Origin of the sequence: Amycolatopsis ruanii (assembly GCF_003385175.1) — a bacterium.
GTDB lineage: Bacteria > Actinomycetota > Actinomycetes > Mycobacteriales > Pseudonocardiaceae > Amycolatopsis_E > Amycolatopsis_E thermalba.
In genome coordinates, this window is sequence record NZ_PQHY01000015.1 from 101,219 (window position 1) to 117,347 (window position 16,129).

The window sequence follows — 16,129 nt, forward strand, 5'->3', positions numbered from 1 at the left end:
CCTCGCTCCTTTCGCCTCCCCCCGTCCAGCGACCGGGTGGCGCGCGCTATTTCGCGTACCACCCGTTGGGACGCCTACCGTGGGAGGCATGTACTCCACGGAGATCGAGGTGACGACCGGCGGCCGCGCCGTCGTGCACGACCTGACCAAACAGGTCGAGGCGTTCCTGGCCGAGGCCGAGGCGTCCGACGGGCTGCTGCACGTCTTCGTGCCGCACGCCACCGCGGGGCTGGCGATCCTGGAGACCGGCGCGGGCAGTGACGACGACCTGCTCACCGCGCTGGACGAGCTGCTGCCGCGGGACAACCGGTGGCGCCACCAGCACGGCAGCAAGGGCCACGGGCGTGACCACGTGCTGCCCGCGCTGGTGCCGCCCTACGCGAGCGTCCCGGTGCTGGGCGGGTCGCCGGCGCTGGGCACCTGGCAGTCGATCTGCCTGGTGGACACCAACATCGACAACCCGGTCCGGCGCGTCCGGTTCAGCTACCTGGCCGGCTGAAGCTCCGGCGCCGCCTCCGCCGGCGCGGACCGCTTCGCGCGCCCCGGCCAGAGGACGACCACCAGGCCGGCGACCAGCATCGCGCCGAGCACCCAGATCCCGGTGGTGACGTCGGGTGCGTCCGGGGTGCCCTGCAGCAGGCTGCGGGTGCCCTCGGTGGAGAACCGGAACGGCGTCCACGACCACAGCAGGATCCGGTAGGCCGGGTTGAGCAGCTCCGGCACCTGCCCGGCGACGTTCGGCGCGAGCAGGTACAGCGGCGCGAGGATCGCCATCGCCCGGATGCCCAGCAGCCGCAGCAACGCGGTCTGCACGGCCGCGAACGCCGCCGCGGTCAGCAGGATGTAGCCGAGCACGTCCCAGCCCAGCGGCAGGGACGAGTCCCACAGCGCCAGGAACCCGGCGGCGACCCCGGTGATCAGTACCGCGGTGACGGTCACCTGCGTGAGGCGCGCGGTCAGGCCGACCCGCCGCCCGGCGCGCTGGGCGAGGACGACCAGCAGCGCGCCCGCGGCCAGGCTGCCCACCCACGCGAGGACGCTCACCGCGAGCGGCGCGGTCCGGCCGGCCGGGCTCGCCGGGTGCACGGTTTCCACCCGCACCGGGGCGGCCGGGGTGCCGGTCGCCTGGCTCAAGGCCGTCGAGAGCGCCTGCCCGGCGCCGGTGAGGGCCTGCTGGGCGATCTGCGTGCCGCTCGGGTTCACCGCGCCCGACACGACGACGCCGACCTGCCCGGGCGCCAGTTCCAGGACGCCGTAGACGTCCTTGTCGTCGAGCAGCCGCCTGGCCTCCGCGGGTGAGGTGACCTGCCAGCTCAGGGCCTCGCCGCTGTGGGTCGAAAGCTGCCCGGCCGCGGCGCGCAGCTGCGGCGGGGCGTTGTCGGGCACCGCGACCGCCACGGGCAGGCCGTGTGGTTCGACCGACGCCTGGACCCCGACGGTGAGGAATCCCAGCACCACCGCGATCACCGCACCGGCCAGGGCCGCCAGTCCGGCTGTCGGCCTCCGGGATGTGCCGGCCATGGGGACCTCCCTGAATAATTTCTGCACACGTTGAATTCATCCACGCTAGCCCGGCAGGGCGATCGAAGTCAACGCTTGATGAATAACGGTCTTGGTAGCGTCAGCGGATGTGACGAGCAGTGCGCACCGCCTGGTGCTGTGGGACATCGACCAGACCCTCATCGACCTGCGCGGCGCCGGCCGCGGCTGGTACCGGCAGGTGCTCGAAGAGGTGACCGGGGTCGCGATGACCGAGATGCCGGACTTCTTCGGGCGGACCGAGCGCGCGATCACCGCCGAAGTGCTGACGCGGCACGGGATCGAGCCGACCGAAGAGCTGATCCGGAAGATGTGGGCGGCGCTGACCGCGGTGTCCGAGCTGGCGCTGCCGGAGCTGGCGAAGCGCGGCCTGGCGCTGCCCGGCGCGGCGACGGCGCTGGCGGGGGTGGCCGAGGCGGGTGCGGTGCAGTCGCTGGTGACCGGGAACCTGCGGGAGGTCGCGTGGCACAAGCTGTCCGCGTTCGGGCTGCACACGCATCTCGACTTCGAGATCGGCGGCTACGGCGACCTGTCCGCGTACCGGCCGGACCTGGTGGCGTACGCGGTGGACCGGGCGCACGCCGCGCTCGGGCGGCCGTTCGAGCCGGCGTCGGTGATCGTCGTGGGCGACACACCGCACGACATCGACGCCGCACGTGCCCACGGCGCGGTCGCGGTCGGCGTGGCGACGGGCCGCTTCGATTCGGAGGCACTCCGGGAGGCCGGGGCGCAGGTGGTGCTGCGCGACCTCGGCGACACGAAGCTGGTGCTGTCCGCGGTGTTCGGCTGACCGAACGGGAAACGGCCCGCCGGGGCGGGCCGTTTCCGGAAGCTCGGTCAGCCGCGGACGAGCTTCACCAGGTGGTCCACCACGGCGTCCACCGCGATCTCCTCGCGGTCGCCGGACTTGCGGTCCTTGACCTCGACCACGCCCTTCGCCAGGCCGCGGCCGACGACCAGGATCGTCGGCACCCCGACCAGCTCGGCGTCGGCGAACTTGACGCCCGGCGTGGCCTTGCGGTCGTCCAGCAGGACCTGCACGCCGGCCGCGTCGAGGTCGGCGGCCAGCTTCTCGGCGCCCGCCGCGATCGACTCGTCCTTGCCCGCGATCACCACGTGCACGTCGTACGGCGCGATCTCGCGCGGCCACACCAGGCCCAGCTCGTCGTGGCTCTGCTCGGCGATCACCGCGACCAGGCGGGACACGCCGACGCCGTAGGAGCCCATCGTGATGCGGATCGGCTTCGAGTCCGCGCCGAGGGCGTCGACCTGGAACGCGTCGGTGTATTTGCGGCCCAGCTGGAAGATGTGTCCGATCTCGATGCCGCGCGCCGCGACCAGCGTGCCCTGCCCGTCCGGCGAGGCGTCGCCCTCGCGCACCTCGGCGGCCTCGATCGTGCCGTCGGGGTGGAAGTCGCGGCCGGCGACGAGGTCGACGACGTGGTGGTCGGCCTTGTCGGCGCCGGTGACCCACGCCGTGCCGGTGACCACGCGCGGGTCGACGAGGTAGCGAACCCCGTTGTCCTGCAACGCCTTCGGGCCGATGTAACCCTTGACGAGGAACGGGTTGGCGGCGAAGTCGGCCTCCTCGAGCAGCGCGACCTCGGCCGGATCCAGCGACGCTTCGAGGCGCTTCTGGTCGACCTCGCGGTCACCGGGGATCCCGATGCCGAGGATCTGCCAGTCCTTCTCGCCCGGCTGGCGGATCTTCACCATCACGTTCTTGAGTGTGTCCGCAGCGGTGAAGGTGCGGCCCAGATCGGTCTTGGTGTTGAGGTAGTCGACCAGCGTCTGGATGGTCGGCGTGTTCGGCGTGTGGTGCACCTGCGCGTCCGGCTTGTCCTCGGTGGACTGCGCGGGCGGCGGCGGGGTGACGACGGCCTCGACGTTGGCCGCGTACCCGGAGGCGTTGCTGCGGACGTAGGTGTCCTCACCCGTTTCGGAGACGGCGAGGAACTCCTCGGACGCCGAGCCGCCCATCGCGCCGGAGGTGGCCGTGACGATCACGTACTCCAGGCCCAGCCGGTCGAAGAGGCGGATGTAGGCGTCGCGGTGCAGCTGGTAGGACCGGGACAGGCCGTCGTCGTCGAGGTCGAAGGAGTAGGAGTCCTTCATGACGAACTCGCGGCCGCGCAGGATGCCCGCGCGGGGGCGCGCCTCGTCGCGGTACTTGGTCTGGATTTGGTACAGGATGACCGGGTAGTCCTTGTACGAGCTGTACTCGCCCTTCACGGTGAGGGCGAACAGCTCCTCGTGCGTGGGGCCGAGGAGGTAGTCGGCGCCCTTGCGGTCCTTGAGGCGGAACAGGGCGTCGCCGTACTCGGTCCAGCGGCCGGTCGCCTCGTACGGCTCGCGCGGCAGCAGCGCGGGGAAGAGGATCTCCTGCCCGCCGATCGCCGCCATCTCCTCACGGACGACCCGCTCGATGTTGCGCAGCACCCGCAGGCCCAGCGGCAGCCACGAGTACCCGCCCGGCGCGACCCGGCGGACGTAGCCGGCCCGCGTCAGCAGCTTGTGGCTGGGAACCTCGGCGTCGGCCGGGTCCTCGCGCAGCGTGCGCAGGAACAACGACGACATCCTGGTGATCACTGGGCTGCTCCTCGGCGTCGAAACACGGTGTGAACAGGGTAGTCAGGGGCGTCCAGCGGTTATCGGGCGGGCCGGAATTGTCGGTGCGGCGCGCTACCGTCCGGGCATGACTCTCGAACTGGGGATGGTGACCGTGGACTGCGCGGATCCACGGCAGATGGCGGCGTTCTGGTGCGGCGCGCTCGGCGTGCGGATCGACCAGGACTGGGGTGAGTACCTGGTGCTGACGCCCGCGCGCGAAGGCGGGGTGCGGCTGGGGTTCCAGCAGGTGCCGGAGGAGCGGGCCGGGAAGAACCGGCTGCACCTGGACCTGGCGACCACCGACCGGGAGGGCGAGGTCGCCCGGCTGGTCGGCCTCGGCGCGACGGCGCTCGGCGAGCACGAGGTGCCCGGCCTGGCGTGGACGGTGCTCGAGGACCCGGAGGGAAACCGGTTCTGCGTGGGCGAACCGCACTGAAGCGCGCCGAGCTGCCCCCGGCGGGGTGGGTTCCGCGTGGGCGAACCGCGCTGAGGCGCACCGAGCTGCCCCCGGCGGGGTGAGTTCCGCGTTCGGGCTGCGGCCGGGGAAAGGTGGTGCGCTCGGCCGCGGGGGTTGAGCGCGCTGCCGCCCGGCGAAGCAGGCGGCTGCGGGCGCGCCCGCGGCCGCCTCCCGAGGAAAGGCGCCCGGGACGGCACGGCAGAGCGCCCTCTCAGCGGGGCAGCACCGCGCCCAGCTCCCGCGCCGCCTCCTGGAGGGCCGGTACGAAGGCCTCCAGCTCGGCCACCGAGATCCGGTACGCGGGCGCCGCCGTGGACAGGGCGGCCATCGCCACGCCGTCGGGGCCCAGGATCGGCACTCCGACCGCCCGGATGCCGGGCTCGTGCTCCTCGTCGGCCATCGCGTAGCCGCGGGACCGCACCGAACGGATCTCCCGCGCGAACTCCTCCCGCGAGGTGATCGTCCGCGGCGCCAGCTCCGCCAGCTCCAGCGAACCCACCAGCTCCTCCCGCACCGGCGCGGGCGCGAACGCCACCAGGCACTTGCCCATCGCCGTGCAGTGCAGCGGCCCGCGCAGCCCCGGCTCGCCCCGGATCTGGATCTGCCGCGGGCCCTGCACGGAGTGCACGTAGACCTGCTCATGCCCGTCCAGCACCGCCATCAGCGTCGGCTCGCCGGTCTGCTCCGTCAGCGCCCGCAGCACCGGCAACGCCACCCCGGCGAACCCCCGCGCGTGCGACACCCGCTGCCCCAGCTCGAACAGCCGCAACCCCAGCGCGTACCGCTTCGACCCCGGATCACTGCGCGCGAAACCCTGCTCCTGCAACGAACTCAGCAACCGGTGCGTCGTGCTCACCGGGTACCCGGCCCGCCGCGCCAGCTCCGACACCCCGGCCCCGTCCGGGTACTCGCCGAGCAGCGACAGCACCCGCAGGGCCTTGCCCACCATGTCAGCCACGCACCACCCCTTGACGCCACCCGGTCAACGTTCCACACTCGATCAAGTACCGCATTGCGGAAGAGCTTTCCATATCACGGAAAGAACGGCAAGGAGGCCGCCTTGGAGAGCCCGCCACTGACCGGCACGACCGGCGCGTCCGCACAACTGGGCAGGCAGCGCTGGCTGCGCCTGATCCCGATCGTCTTCGTGACCTACAGCCTCGCCTACCTCGACCGCTCGAACTTCTCGATCGCGGCGGCCGGGGGCATGTCCGAGGACCTGGGCATCACGAGCTCGACCTCGGGCCTGATCGCGGCCTCGTTCTTCGCCGGCTACTTCCTGCTGCAGGTCCCGGGCGTGCTCTACGCCGACCACCGCAGCGTCCGCGACCTGATCTTCTGGTCGGTCCTGGCCTGGGGCGCGCTCGCCACGCTGCAGGGCCTGCTCAGCTCCGTCCCGCTGCTGATCGTCGTCCGCTTCCTGCTCGGCGCGGTCGAGGCGGCCGTGCTGCCCGCGCTGGTGGTCCTGCTCGCGCGCTGGTTCACCAAGGCCGAACGCGGCCGCGCCAACGCCTTCCTCATCCTCGGCAACCCGGTCACGGTGATGTGGCTGTCCGCCGCGTCGGGCTACCTCATCGAGGCCACCAGCTGGCGCGGGATGTTCATCATCGAGGGCGTGCCCGCCCTGATCTGGGCGTTCTACTTCCGCGCCCAGGTCCGCGACCGGCCAGCCGACGCGCCCTGGCTGGCCCCGGCCGAACGCGCGGCCGTCGACGCCGCCATCTCCGCCGAGCAGGCCGAACTCGCGACCACCACCGACACCACCGGCCGCCACCCGCTGATCGACGCCCTGCGCACCCCGGCCGTGCTGGTGTTGTCCGCGCAGTACCTGCTGTGGAGCGTCGGCGTGTACGGGTTCGTGTTCTGGCTGCCCTCGATCGTCAAGGCCGGGTCGTCCGCCGGTATCGGCGCCACCGGCCTGCTGTCGGCCGTCCCCTACGCCTTCGCCGTCGTCGCGATGCTGCTCAACTCGCGTGGTTCCGACCGCAGCAACCGGCGCATCCGCTACATCTGGCCGTGGCTGCTCGCCGGCGCGGTCACCTTCTACGGCTCCTACCTCGCCGGGCACGACGCCTTCTGGCTGTCGTTCCCGCTGCTGGTCCTCGCCGGGATCGCGATGTACGCGCCCTACGGCCCGTTCTTCGCGATGATCCCGGAGCTGCTGCCGCGCCGCACCGCCGGTGTCGCCGTGGCGCTGGTCAACTCCGCCGGCGCGCTCGGTGGCTTCCTCGGCACGTATCTGGTGGGCTGGTTGCGCACCGCCACCGGCACCGACGCCGCGGCGTTCCTGATGCTGGCGGGCACGATGGCCGCGTCCGCGCTGGTCCTGCTCGCCGTCCGCACCCCGAAGAGGAAGGTCGCATGACGCCCCGAGTTCTGCTGCCCTGGTCCGGTCTGGCCGTCCCGGACGGCCTGGACACCGCCGTCTATGACGGCACCGGCGCACCACCGGACCTGGAGCACGTCGAGTTCTACGTGCTGCCCTACGACAGCGGTCCGGAGCCGCAGGAACTGATCGCGAAGATGCCGTCTCTGAAGGCCGTGCAGTCGCTGTCCGCGGGGGTGGACAGCCTGCTGCCGCTGATCCCGGACGGCGTCACCCTGGCCAACGGGCGCGGCCTGCACGACCTCAGCGTCGCCGAGCACACCCTCGCCCTCGTCCTGGCCGCGCAGCGGGACCTGCCGCGCTGGTTCGCCCAGCAGCGCACCGGCTCGTGGGACCGCGAGCACACCCGCTCGCTGGCCGACGAGCGCGTCCTGCTGATCGGCTACGGCTCGATCGGCAAGGCCATCGAGCGGTACCTGGAAGCCGGGGAGGCCGACGTCGTGCGCGTGGCGAGCACCGCGCGCGACGGCGTGCACGGCATCGACGAGCTGCCGGAACTCCTGCCGGGCGCGAGCATCGTCGTGCTGATCCTGCCGGACACGCCGGCCACCCGCGGCCTGATCGGGGCGCCGGAACTGTCGGCCCTGCCGGACGGCGCGCTGGTGGTGAACGTCGGCCGCGGCACCGCGATCGACACCGCGGCGCTGACGAAGGAGGTCGCGGACGGCCGCCTGCGGGCGGCGCTGGACGTGGTGGACCCGGAACCGCTGCCCGCGGATCACCCGCTGTGGCAGCTGCCGGGCGCGATCATCACCCCGCACGTGGCGGGTGGTTCGGACTCGTTCCACCCCCGCGCGAAGCGGCTGGTGGAACAGCAGCTGGAGCGCTTCGCCCGGGGCGAACCGCTGGTCAACGTGGTGCGGTGATCAGGACGCCCGGGCGTACTCGACGACGTAGTCGGCCGTGCAGACGCAGTCACCGTCGACCTCGTCGCACCGGATCGTGAGGCTGTGCCGCACCAGGTCGGTGTCGGTGCAGTCCGGTTCGGTGCACTCGACCAGGGCGTCCACGTGCAGGACGAGGGTGCCGTGGCAGTGGTCGAGGTCCCGTGCGCAGCTGGGGCACTCCATGTCTGACACCTTCCGCCGGTTCGTGTTGCGGCACCTTGGTACCACCACGCCTCACCGGAAGGTGGGAGGAGGTCCCGGCGTGTCGGGTGAGGTCAGGCGCTCTTCGGCGAGCGGCGGGTGCGCGCCGAGGGGGCGGCGGGTTTCTTCGCGGCCGTGCGCTTGGCCGGTTTGCGCGCCTTCTTGGCCTCGCTGACGCTCGCCTCCAGGGCGGCCATCAGGTCGACCACGTCGGTCTGGGGCGCGCGCCCCTTCGGCCGGGTGGTCTTCTTGCCCGCGATCTTCGCCTCGATCACCGATTCCAGCGCCTCGCGGTACTGGTCGGTGTACTTGTCCGGGTCGAACACCGGCTCGGACAGCGACTCGATCAGCGAGCCGGCCATGCTCAGCTCCTGCGGCCGGACCTGAGGCAGCTCGTCGCGCAGGAACCCGAAATCCGGGGTGCGCACCTCGTCCGGCCACAGCATGGTGGTCATGACCATGACGTCGGCGTGCACGCGCAGCAGGGCCAGGGTCTCGCGCTGGCGCAGGGCGACCTTGGCGATGGCGACGTTGCCGGACTTGTGCAGCGCGTCGCGCAGCAGCACGTACGGCTTGACCGCGGCCTTCTGCGGCTCCAGGTAGTAGTGCCGGTCGAAGTGCAGCGGGTCGATGGCCTCCAGCGGCACGAACTCCAGCACGTCGATGACGTTCGAGCTGGACAGCGGCAGCTCCTTGAGGTCCTCGTCGGTGATCACGACCATCTCGCCGTCGTCGGTCTCGTACCCCTTGGCGATGTCGGCGTAGGGCACCTCTTCGCCGTCGATGGTGCAGAAGCGCTTGTACTGGATGCGCCCGCCGTCGGTGACGTGCACCTGGCGCAGGGACACGTTCTTGTTCTCGGTGGCCGCGTAGAGGTTGATCGGGATCGTGACCAGCCCGAACGACACCGAGCCCTTCCACATCGATCGCATCGCCGGGGCCCTCCGCTCCTGCCGACATAACCGCAGGTCGGACGTTACGCGAGAACCGGGCCGGCCACCAGGCGGCCAACCGGCGGCAGCGCGGCCGCCCGCGGGAGGGCAGCGCGAGTGCATCATCTCCGCACCATCACGACCCCACCGATCACCGCGCCGGAGAACTAGGCTGTGGCGGTGGCGGGCACACTTCCGAGCGAGCTCACCAGCTTCGTCGGCCGGCGGCAGGAGCTCGCGGACATCCGGCGGCTGCTGTCCGTCACGCGCCTGGTGACGCTGACGGGGCTCGGCGGGGTCGGCAAGACCAGGCTCGCGGTGCGGGCCGCGGTCGGGCTGAAACGCGCGTTCCCGGACGGGGTGCACTTCGCCGAGCTCGCCGCCCTGGACGACCCGGCGCTGCTGCCGCAGACCGTCGCCACCGCGCTCGGCCTGCGCGACGAGGCCGTCGAGCCCGCGGACCGGCTCGCCCAGTTCCTCGGCGACCGGCAGGTGCTGCTGGTGCTGGACAACTGCGAGCACCTCACCGACGCGTGCGCGACCCTGATCGGCAAGCTGCTCGCCGTGACGAGCGGGCTGCGCGTGCTCGCCACCAGCCGCCAGCGGCTCTCCGTCGAGGGCGAGCACCTGCTGCCGGTGGAACCGCTGAGCCTGCCCGAGCGGAGCGGGACGACCGAGGGCACCGAGGGCTGGGACGCGATGTCGCTGTTCGCCGACCGCGCCGCCGCGGTGTCGCCGGGGTTCGCGCTGACCGCCGGGAACGAGGCGCTCATCGCCGCCATCTGCCGCCACGTCGAGGGGCTGCCGCTGGCCATCGAGCTGGCCGCGGTGTGGCTGCGCACGCTGTCGCTGGCCGAGCTGAACGACCGCCTGACCGACCGGTTCGCGCTGCTGACCGAGGCCTCCCGCACCGCGCCGCCGCGCCAGCAGGGCCTGGAGGCGCTCGTCGACTGGAGCTACCGGCTGTGCCTGCCCGCCGAGCAGCGGGTGTGGGAGCGGCTGTCGGTGTTCCGCGGCGGGTTCGACCTGCCGGCGGCCGAGTACGTGTGCGTGGGCGAGGACATCGGCGGTGAGACGGTCCTCGGCCTGCTCGCCGGGCTGGTCGACAAATCAGTTCTGGTGCGGGTGCGGGAGACCTACGGGCACAGCGCGCGTTACCGGATGCTGGAAACGCTCGCCGAGTTCGGCGCGGCGCGCCTGGCCGAGCACGGTGATCCCGCCGAGTCCGCGCGGCGGCACCGCGACTTCTACCGCGCGCTCGCCCGCCAGTTCACCGCGGAGAAGATCACCGCGCGCCAGCAGGACTGGATCGCGCGGCTGCACAGCGAGCACGCGAACCTGCGCGCCGCGCTGGAGTCCTGGCTGGAGGAGCCGGATCCGCGGCCCGCGCTGGAAATGGCCGGGAACCTGTCGACGTTCTGGATCGCCGGCGGGCACCTGGTCGAGGGCAGCCGGTGGCTGGACCGCGTGCTCCGCCTCGACGGCGGGGCGTCAAGGGAACGGGCCCGCGCGCTGCACGCGTCGCTGCTCACCTGCACCTGGCTCGGGGTGCGCAAGGGGTTCGCGGGGCGGCTGCGGGAGTACCGGTCGATCGCGGCGGAGCTGGACGACCCGGTGATCAGCGTCGAGCTGCTGGTGTGCGAGGGCGTCAGCCGCTACTTCCTCGGTGACCCGCGACGGGCGTGCGAACTGCTGGAGAAGGCGCACGAGGCGTGCCGGGAGATCGGCAACGACGGGCTGTCCCTGCAGATCCTGCCGTACCTGGCGCTGGCGCGGTTCGTGCTCGGCGAACCGGATGCCGAGCAGGCGGGTGAGCAGGCGGTGGAACTGTGCGCGGCGCACGGCAATCCGCCCTGGTACACGGCGCTGGCGGTGTGGGTGCTGGGCCTGGCGCTGTGGCGGCGGGGCGATCTGCAGCGCGCGCAACGCCTGCAGCGCGACGCGATCCGGTTGCGCGAACCGGCGGGCGACCACTCCGGGATCGCGCTCAGCCTGGAGTCGCTCGCCTGGTGCGCGGCCTCCGAACGCCGCTACGATCGGGCCGCCCGGCTGCTCGGCGCGGCGGCGACCGCGTGGCGGCTGTCGGGCGCGGGACGGATCGAGCCGGCGCTGCAGCAGGTGTCCCAGACGCACGCCGCGCTGCCGGCTCGGGAAGCTTTGGGGCGGCAGGTGTTCGAGCAGGAGTTCGCGCTCGGGGCGTCGATGGCGTTCGGCAAGGCGGTGGCGTTCGCGCTGGACGAGCGGCGCACGCGCGCGGCGCCGGAAAGCCCGTCCCGCAACCCGCTGACCGCCCGCGAGTCGGAGATCGCCGCGCTGGTGGCGAAGGGGCTGAGCAACCGGCAGATCGCCGGGCAGCTGGTGATCTCCCAGCGCACGGCCGAAACCCACGTCGAGCACATCCTCGCCAAGCTCGGGTTCACCTCGCGCAGCCAGATCGCCGCCTGGATCACGGCGAACGAGTCATGACGGCGGAAGACCTGCGCGCCCGGGTGGCGGAGAGCTACGCGCGCCTGCGCATGCCTTCCTGGCCCGATCCGCACGCGGACCCGGACTTCCCGCGCGACGAGGAGTACTCGCGGGTGACCGATCCCGGGCGGTACCGCGTGGTGCACGCCCGCGCCCGCGTCTGGGCCGAGGTCCTGGGCACCCAGCCCGGTGTCTCGGTGGAGGCGCTCGCCCCGGGACGGCTCGGCGACGGGGAGCGGTTCGACCGAGGGGCCCGGATCACCTCCGCCCGGCCGGGCACGCTGCCGCTGCTGCTCCTGGAGCAGGACGCGCCGCTCGCGGTCCTGCACGTGGGCGTCGTCCGGCCGGAGATCGCGGTGTCGGTGCAGCCGGACTGCGGCTGCGACGCGTGCGACTGGGGCTCCGACGACCTGCTGGAGGCGATCGACGAGGCCGTCACCGCCGCCATCGGGCCGTTCGTGGCGCTGCACGGACGCGGCTGGGACGCGCAGTGGCACCCCGGCGGCGGCAGTTCCTCCGGCACGCACCACGAGCGGGCGCTCGAGCTGTGCCGCCGGCTCGCCGACGGCGAGGACGTTCCGCTCCCGGACGGCACCGAGGCCCACGTCGGCCGCTCGTGGTTCAGCTGACCTCCGCGGGCTCCCGTCGCCCGATCCGGCCCAGGCGGGCCGGCACGTCGAACCCGACCAGCAGCGCGGTGAGCAGCGTCAGGCCGGCCGCGAGCCAGCCCAGCGCCGGTCCGAGCCCGATGTGCCCGGCCACCTGGGCGCCCAGCAGCGGGGCGACCGCGCCACCGAGCGCGCCGACGTTGTAGGTGAACCCGAGGCTCGCCGCGCGCGAGCGCGTCGGGAAGTGGTCGCCGATGTACTTCGGCAGCAGCCCGGAGATGCCGGAACTGGTGCCCTGCAACACGAACAGCAGCACCCACACCAGCACGATGCTGCCCGGGCCGAGTGCGAACGCGGGGAACACGAACACCAGCGACAGCAGCAGCCCGCCGACGTAGGTGGTGCGCGTGCCGAACCGGTCGCCGAGGATCCCGGCCAGGCACGACCCGGCCGCGTACCCGAGCCCGGCCCAGGTCAGCGCGTTGGCCACCTGCCCGGCGTTGTAGTGCAGCTCCGTCTTCAGGTAGGTGGGCAGCAGCGACTGGATCGGCCACGAGTACAGGAACGCGCAGAACACGGTCAGCATCAGCCCCACCGCCACCGGCCACGCGCGGCCGCTGATCTGCGCGCCGAACACCACGAACCCGGCCACGCACAACGCGATGCACAGCGGGTACAGGTTCCCCGCGTGACCGGAAAAGATCAGCACCAGGCAAGTCGCGAGCACCAGCGTCACCACGACGTTCAGCGCGGTCCAGCGCCGGTCGAGCAGCGCGGACGCGCTCGTGGGACCGGCCTTGCCGGAGGCCACCTCCTCGGTCCAGTCCTGCGCCTCGGGCAGCGCGCGCCGCAGCCACAGCGCCACGAACACCGGCACGATCCCGAGCCAGAACAGCCAGCGCCAGCCGAGGTTCGGCACGATCAGGTCGTAGGCGCGGGCGGCCAGCACCGTGCCGATCGGGTAGGCCGACAGCAGGAACCCGGTGGCGCGGTTGCGCAGGCCCTTCGGCCAGCTCTCCATGACGTAGGTGCTGCTGGAGCCGTACTCCCCGGCCATGCCGAGGCCGACGATCGCGCGGAAGACGAACAACGACCAGTAGTCCCAGGCGAACCCGCACAGCGCGGTGCCGACGGCGTAGAGCACGATGGAGGCGATCATCGCGGGGCGGCGGCCGAAGCGGTCGCCGAACGCGCCGAGTGCGAGCCCGCCCAGCCAGCGCGACACGAAGGCGGCCGACACCAGCGTGGCGGCCGTGGCCAGCGACAGGTCGAACTCCTCGCTCAGCTCGGTGAGCACCAGCGTGATGATCACGAAGTCGAAGCCGTCGAGCAGGTAGCCCAGCCACGCCGCGCCGAACGCCTTCCACTGGCCGGGGCCCAGCCTGCGGTACCACGGGATCATGTTCCTCACCTCTGCATCGAGGGGTAGTCATGGGACGTTGGACGTCGTATGATGCCGCGGAACGTTAGCCGACGATTCCGGATGGTGGCAAGAGTGCGGACCCCGCGCAGCCAGGAGCTGGCCGACTCGATCGTCGAGCTGATCGACCGGCGCGGGCTCGGGCCCGGCGATCCGCTGCCGCCGGAACCGCGGCTGATGGCGGAGTTCGGCGCGGCGCGCAATTCCGTCCGCGAGGCGCTGCGCACGTTGCAGGCCCTGGGCATCGTGGAGATCCGGCACGGCTACGGCACGTTCGTCGGCGCGGCGAGCATGACCGCGCTCAGCCCGTCGCTGCTGTTCCGCACGCGCGCCCGCTCGCGCGACGACCTGAGCGGGCTGCGCGATCTGCTGGAGGTCCGGCAGATCCTGGCGACCGACCTGACCCGCAAGCTCGCCCGGCAGCGGGACGACGAGCTGCTGGCACAGCTCGCGGAGCGGGTGCGCCGGATGGCCGATCCGGCGACGTCGGCGGCCGCGGACGGCGAGTTCCACGAGCTGATCTGCACCGCGGCCGGCAACGAGCTGGTCGCCGAGCTGATCCGCCTGTTCTGGAGCGTCTACCGGCAGACCGAGGCGCTCATCGGGGCGCCGCGCACGCCCTCGGACGCGCTGGTGGCCAAGCACCAGCGGATCGTGGACGCCATCGCCGCGGGCGATCCGGAGGCGATCGGGGCGGCCGTGCGGCACCACTTCGACGAGGTCCGCGGCCGGCTCACCTGATTGTGTCGAATTCGATTTTCGCCCGTAACGAGTGAAGTCGGGTGGACGCCGGCACGGCTTCGAGAGGACCCTGGGCCCCAGGAGAGAAAGGGTGGGGCGATGGCGACAGTGGCCGAGCAGATGGTGCGGATCCTGCGGGACTGCGGGGTTCGCCGCATCTACGGGATCGTCGGCGACAGCCTGAACCCGGTCGTGGACGCGGTGCGGCGCACTCCGGGCATCGAGTGGGTGCACGTCCGGCACGAGGAGACGGCGGCGTTCGCGGCGGCCGCGGAGGCGCAGATCACCGGGCGGCTCACCGTGTGCGCGGGCAGTTGCGGGCCGGGCAACCTGCACCTGATCAACGGTCTGTACGACGCGCACCGCAGCGGCGCGCCGGTGCTGGCGATCGCCTCACACATCCCGTCCGGCCAGATCGGCACCGGGTTCTTCCAGGAGACGCACCCGGAGCAGTTGTTCGCCGAGTGCAGCCACTTCAGCGAGCTGGTGTCGCAGGCGGACCAGATGCCGCGGCTGCTGCGGATCGCGATGCAGACCGCGGTCGGGCGGGGCGGGGTGTCGGTGCTGAGCATCCCCGGTGACGTGGCGGAGCGGCGGGCCACCGGTTCGAGGGCCGAGACGGTGCACCTGGTCGAGCCGTCGCCGGTGGTGCCGCGGGAGGCGGCGATCGCGGAGCTGGTCGAGGTGCTCGACAGCGGCGAGAAGGTGATGCTGTTCGCCGGCGCGGGTTGCCGGGACGCGCACGACGAGGTGATGGCGCTGGCCGGCCGTCTGCTCGCGCCGGTGGGCCACTCGCTGGGCGGCAAGGAGTGGATCCAGTTCGACAACCCCTACGACGTCGGCATGAGCGGGCTGCTCGGGTACGGCGCGTGCTACGACGCGATGCACGAGGCGGATCGGGTGGTGCTGCTGGGCACGGACTTCCCGTACGACGGGTTCCTGCCGCAGGCGCACACGGTGCAGATCGACACGAACCCGGCGCAGCTGGGCCGCCGGACGCCGCTGGACCTGGCGGTGCACGGGTCGGTGAAGGAGACGCTGGCGGCGGTGCTGCCCCGGCTGCGGCAGCGCACCGACCGGTCCTTCCTGGACCGGATGCTGCGCGAGCACGCGCGGCGGCTGGAGAAGGTGGTCGACGCGTACACGCGGGACATCGAGCGGCACACGCCGATCCACCCGGAGTACGCCGCGGCGGTCCTGGACGAGGTCGCCGCCGACGACGCGGTGTTCACTGTGGACACCGGGATGGGCAACGTGTGGGCGGCCCGGTACCTGACGCCGAACGGGCGGCGGCGGGTGATCGGCTCGTTCCGCCACGGCAGCATGGCGAACGCCCTGCCGCACGCGATCGGCGCCGCGCTGTCCGCCCCGGGCCGCCAGGTGGTGTCCATCTCGGGCGACGGCGGTCTGGCGATGCTGATGGGTGATCTGCTGACGCTGTCGCTGTACGACGTGCCGGTGAAGGTGGTGCTGTTCAACAACGCCTCGCTGGGGATGGTGAAGCTGGAGATGCTCGTGGACGGCCTGCCGTCCTACGGCACGGACCACGCGCCGGTCGACTTCAGCGCGATCGCGGCGGCGTGCGGGATCTGGTCCACGAGGGTCGACCAGCCGGGCGAGGTGCGCGCCGCGCTGACCAAGGCGTTCGAGCACCAGGGCCCCGCACTGGTCGAACTGACCACCGACCCCAACGCGATGTCCATCCCACCCAAGATCACAAGCGAAATGCTGCGGGGCTTCGCGCTGGCCGCGAGCAAGACAGTGCTGAACGGCGGGGTGGGCAAGATGGTCGAGCTGGCGCGCAGCAACCTGCGCAACATCCCCCGCCCCTGAAGCCGCCACCGCTGGGCCCGCCGACCCTGGGCTCGCCGCCCACCGGAGC

Annotated in this window: 15 protein-coding genes; 9 read left to right on the forward strand and 6 right to left on the reverse strand. The window is 72.3% G+C overall.

Annotated features, from left to right (window positions below; genetic code table 11):
- The first annotated feature begins 88 nt into the window (after window positions 1–88).
- Complete coding sequence (locus tag D0D28_RS11220; RefSeq protein WP_116110530.1) at window positions 89–499, forward strand: secondary thiamine-phosphate synthase enzyme YjbQ; 411 nt, start codon at window positions 89–91, stop codon at window positions 497–499.
- Here D0D28_RS11220 and D0D28_RS11225 read toward each other — a convergent pair.
- Window positions 484–1,521, reverse strand: a complete 1,038-nt coding sequence (locus D0D28_RS11225; RefSeq protein ID WP_116110531.1) for an ABC transporter permease — start codon at window positions 1,519–1,521, stop codon at window positions 484–486. The two genes, D0D28_RS11220 and D0D28_RS11225, sit on opposite strands and share 16 nt — an antisense overlap.
- 109 nt (window positions 1,522–1,630) lie before the next feature.
- Here D0D28_RS11225 and D0D28_RS11230 point away from each other — a divergent pair, with 109 nt between their 5' ends.
- The gene (locus D0D28_RS11230; RefSeq protein WP_116110532.1) at window positions 1,631–2,329 is read left to right on the forward strand and encodes an HAD family hydrolase; all 699 of its coding nucleotides are present in this window, start codon (window positions 1,631–1,633) and stop codon (window positions 2,327–2,329) included.
- A gap of 47 nt (window positions 2,330–2,376) precedes the next feature.
- Here the strand turns inward: D0D28_RS11230 and D0D28_RS11235 are convergent, their stop codons facing one another.
- The gene (locus tag D0D28_RS11235) at window positions 2,377–4,128 is read right to left on the reverse strand and encodes a proline--tRNA ligase (protein ID WP_094004248.1); all 1,752 of its coding nucleotides are present in this window, start codon (window positions 4,126–4,128) and stop codon (window positions 2,377–2,379) included.
- Between the two features lie 106 nt (window positions 4,129–4,234).
- Here D0D28_RS11235 and D0D28_RS11240 point away from each other — a divergent pair, with 106 nt between their 5' ends.
- Window positions 4,235–4,585, forward strand: coding sequence for a VOC family protein (locus tag D0D28_RS11240; RefSeq protein ID WP_116110533.1), 351 nt, complete (start codon window positions 4,235–4,237; stop codon window positions 4,583–4,585).
- A 232-nt stretch (window positions 4,586–4,817) separates the two neighbouring features.
- Here the strand turns inward: D0D28_RS11240 and D0D28_RS11245 are convergent, their stop codons facing one another.
- On the reverse strand, window positions 4,818–5,555 hold the full coding sequence (locus D0D28_RS11245; RefSeq protein ID WP_094004246.1) for an IclR family transcriptional regulator: 738 nt from the start codon (window positions 5,553–5,555) through the stop codon (window positions 4,818–4,820).
- A 111-nt stretch (window positions 5,556–5,666) separates the two neighbouring features.
- On the opposite strand from D0D28_RS11245, the gene D0D28_RS11250 reads away from it, so the two are divergent.
- Together D0D28_RS11250 and D0D28_RS11255 are read left to right on the forward strand one after the other, a co-directional pair.
- Complete coding sequence (locus D0D28_RS11250; RefSeq protein WP_094004245.1) at window positions 5,667–6,971, forward strand: MFS transporter; 1,305 nt, start codon at window positions 5,667–5,669, stop codon at window positions 6,969–6,971.
- Window positions 6,968–7,858, forward strand: coding sequence for a 2-hydroxyacid dehydrogenase (locus tag D0D28_RS11255; protein ID WP_116110534.1), 891 nt, complete (start codon window positions 6,968–6,970; stop codon window positions 7,856–7,858). The genes D0D28_RS11250 and D0D28_RS11255 overlap by 4 nt, the downstream gene beginning before the upstream one ends.
- Here D0D28_RS11255 and D0D28_RS11260 read toward each other — a convergent pair whose 3' ends face one another.
- Window positions 7,859–8,062, reverse strand: a complete 204-nt coding sequence (locus D0D28_RS11260; RefSeq protein ID WP_094004243.1) for a hypothetical protein — start codon at window positions 8,060–8,062, stop codon at window positions 7,859–7,861.
- Window positions 8,063–8,154: 92 nt separating this feature from the next.
- Complete coding sequence (locus tag D0D28_RS11265; RefSeq protein WP_198958150.1) at window positions 8,155–9,012, reverse strand: Ku protein; 858 nt, start codon at window positions 9,010–9,012, stop codon at window positions 8,155–8,157.
- A gap of 180 nt (window positions 9,013–9,192) precedes the next feature.
- On the opposite strand from D0D28_RS11265, the gene D0D28_RS11270 reads away from it, so the two are divergent.
- Both D0D28_RS11270 and D0D28_RS11275 read left to right on the forward strand, forming a co-directional pair.
- On the forward strand, window positions 9,193–11,478 hold the full coding sequence (locus D0D28_RS11270; protein ID WP_116110544.1) for an ATP-binding protein: 2,286 nt from the start codon (window positions 9,193–9,195) through the stop codon (window positions 11,476–11,478).
- Window positions 11,475–12,107, forward strand: a complete 633-nt coding sequence (locus tag D0D28_RS11275) for a DUF6226 family protein (RefSeq protein ID WP_116110535.1) — start codon at window positions 11,475–11,477, stop codon at window positions 12,105–12,107. Before D0D28_RS11270 ends, D0D28_RS11275 begins: the two co-directional genes overlap by 4 nt.
- Here D0D28_RS11275 and D0D28_RS11280 read toward each other — a convergent pair.
- Window positions 12,100–13,488, reverse strand: coding sequence for a sialate:H+ symport family MFS transporter (locus D0D28_RS11280; RefSeq protein WP_094004241.1), 1,389 nt, complete (start codon window positions 13,486–13,488; stop codon window positions 12,100–12,102). The two genes, D0D28_RS11275 and D0D28_RS11280, sit on opposite strands and share 8 nt — an antisense overlap.
- A 93-nt stretch (window positions 13,489–13,581) precedes the next feature.
- Between D0D28_RS11280 and D0D28_RS11285 the strand changes: the two genes are divergently transcribed.
- Complete coding sequence (locus D0D28_RS11285) at window positions 13,582–14,247, forward strand: FadR/GntR family transcriptional regulator (protein ID WP_116110536.1); 666 nt, start codon at window positions 13,582–13,584, stop codon at window positions 14,245–14,247.
- Between the two features lie 99 nt (window positions 14,248–14,346).
- On the forward strand, window positions 14,347–16,080 hold the full coding sequence (locus tag D0D28_RS11290) for a pyruvate dehydrogenase (RefSeq protein ID WP_116110537.1): 1,734 nt from the start codon (window positions 14,347–14,349) through the stop codon (window positions 16,078–16,080).
- The last annotated feature ends 49 nt before the right edge of the window (window positions 16,081–16,129 follow it).

Excerpts from the sequence above, each read along its gene's own strand:
- D0D28_RS11220 (WP_116110530.1), top strand. The coding sequence starts at position 89 with ATGTACTCCACGGAGATCGAGGTGACGACCGGCGGCCGCGCCGTCGTG.
- D0D28_RS11225 (WP_116110531.1), bottom strand. The coding sequence starts at position 1,521 with ATGGCCGGCACATCCCGGAGGCCGACAGCCGGACTGGCGGCCCTGGCC.
- D0D28_RS11240 (WP_116110533.1), top strand. The coding sequence starts at position 4,235 with ATGACTCTCGAACTGGGGATGGTGACCGTGGACTGCGCGGATCCACGG.
- D0D28_RS11245 (WP_094004246.1), bottom strand. The coding sequence starts at position 5,555 with ATGGTGGGCAAGGCCCTGCGGGTGCTGTCGCTGCTCGGCGAGTACCCG.
- D0D28_RS11255 (WP_116110534.1), top strand. The coding sequence starts at position 6,968 with ATGACGCCCCGAGTTCTGCTGCCCTGGTCCGGTCTGGCCGTCCCGGAC.
- D0D28_RS11260 (WP_094004243.1), bottom strand. The coding sequence starts at position 8,062 with ATGGAGTGCCCCAGCTGCGCACGGGACCTCGACCACTGCCACGGCACC.
- D0D28_RS11265 (WP_198958150.1), bottom strand. The coding sequence starts at position 9,012 with ATGCGATCGATGTGGAAGGGCTCGGTGTCGTTCGGGCTGGTCACGATC.
- D0D28_RS11275 (WP_116110535.1), top strand. The coding sequence starts at position 11,475 with ATGACGGCGGAAGACCTGCGCGCCCGGGTGGCGGAGAGCTACGCGCGC.
- D0D28_RS11280 (WP_094004241.1), bottom strand. The coding sequence starts at position 13,488 with ATGATCCCGTGGTACCGCAGGCTGGGCCCCGGCCAGTGGAAGGCGTTC.
- D0D28_RS11290 (WP_116110537.1), top strand. The coding sequence starts at position 14,347 with ATGGCGACAGTGGCCGAGCAGATGGTGCGGATCCTGCGGGACTGCGGG.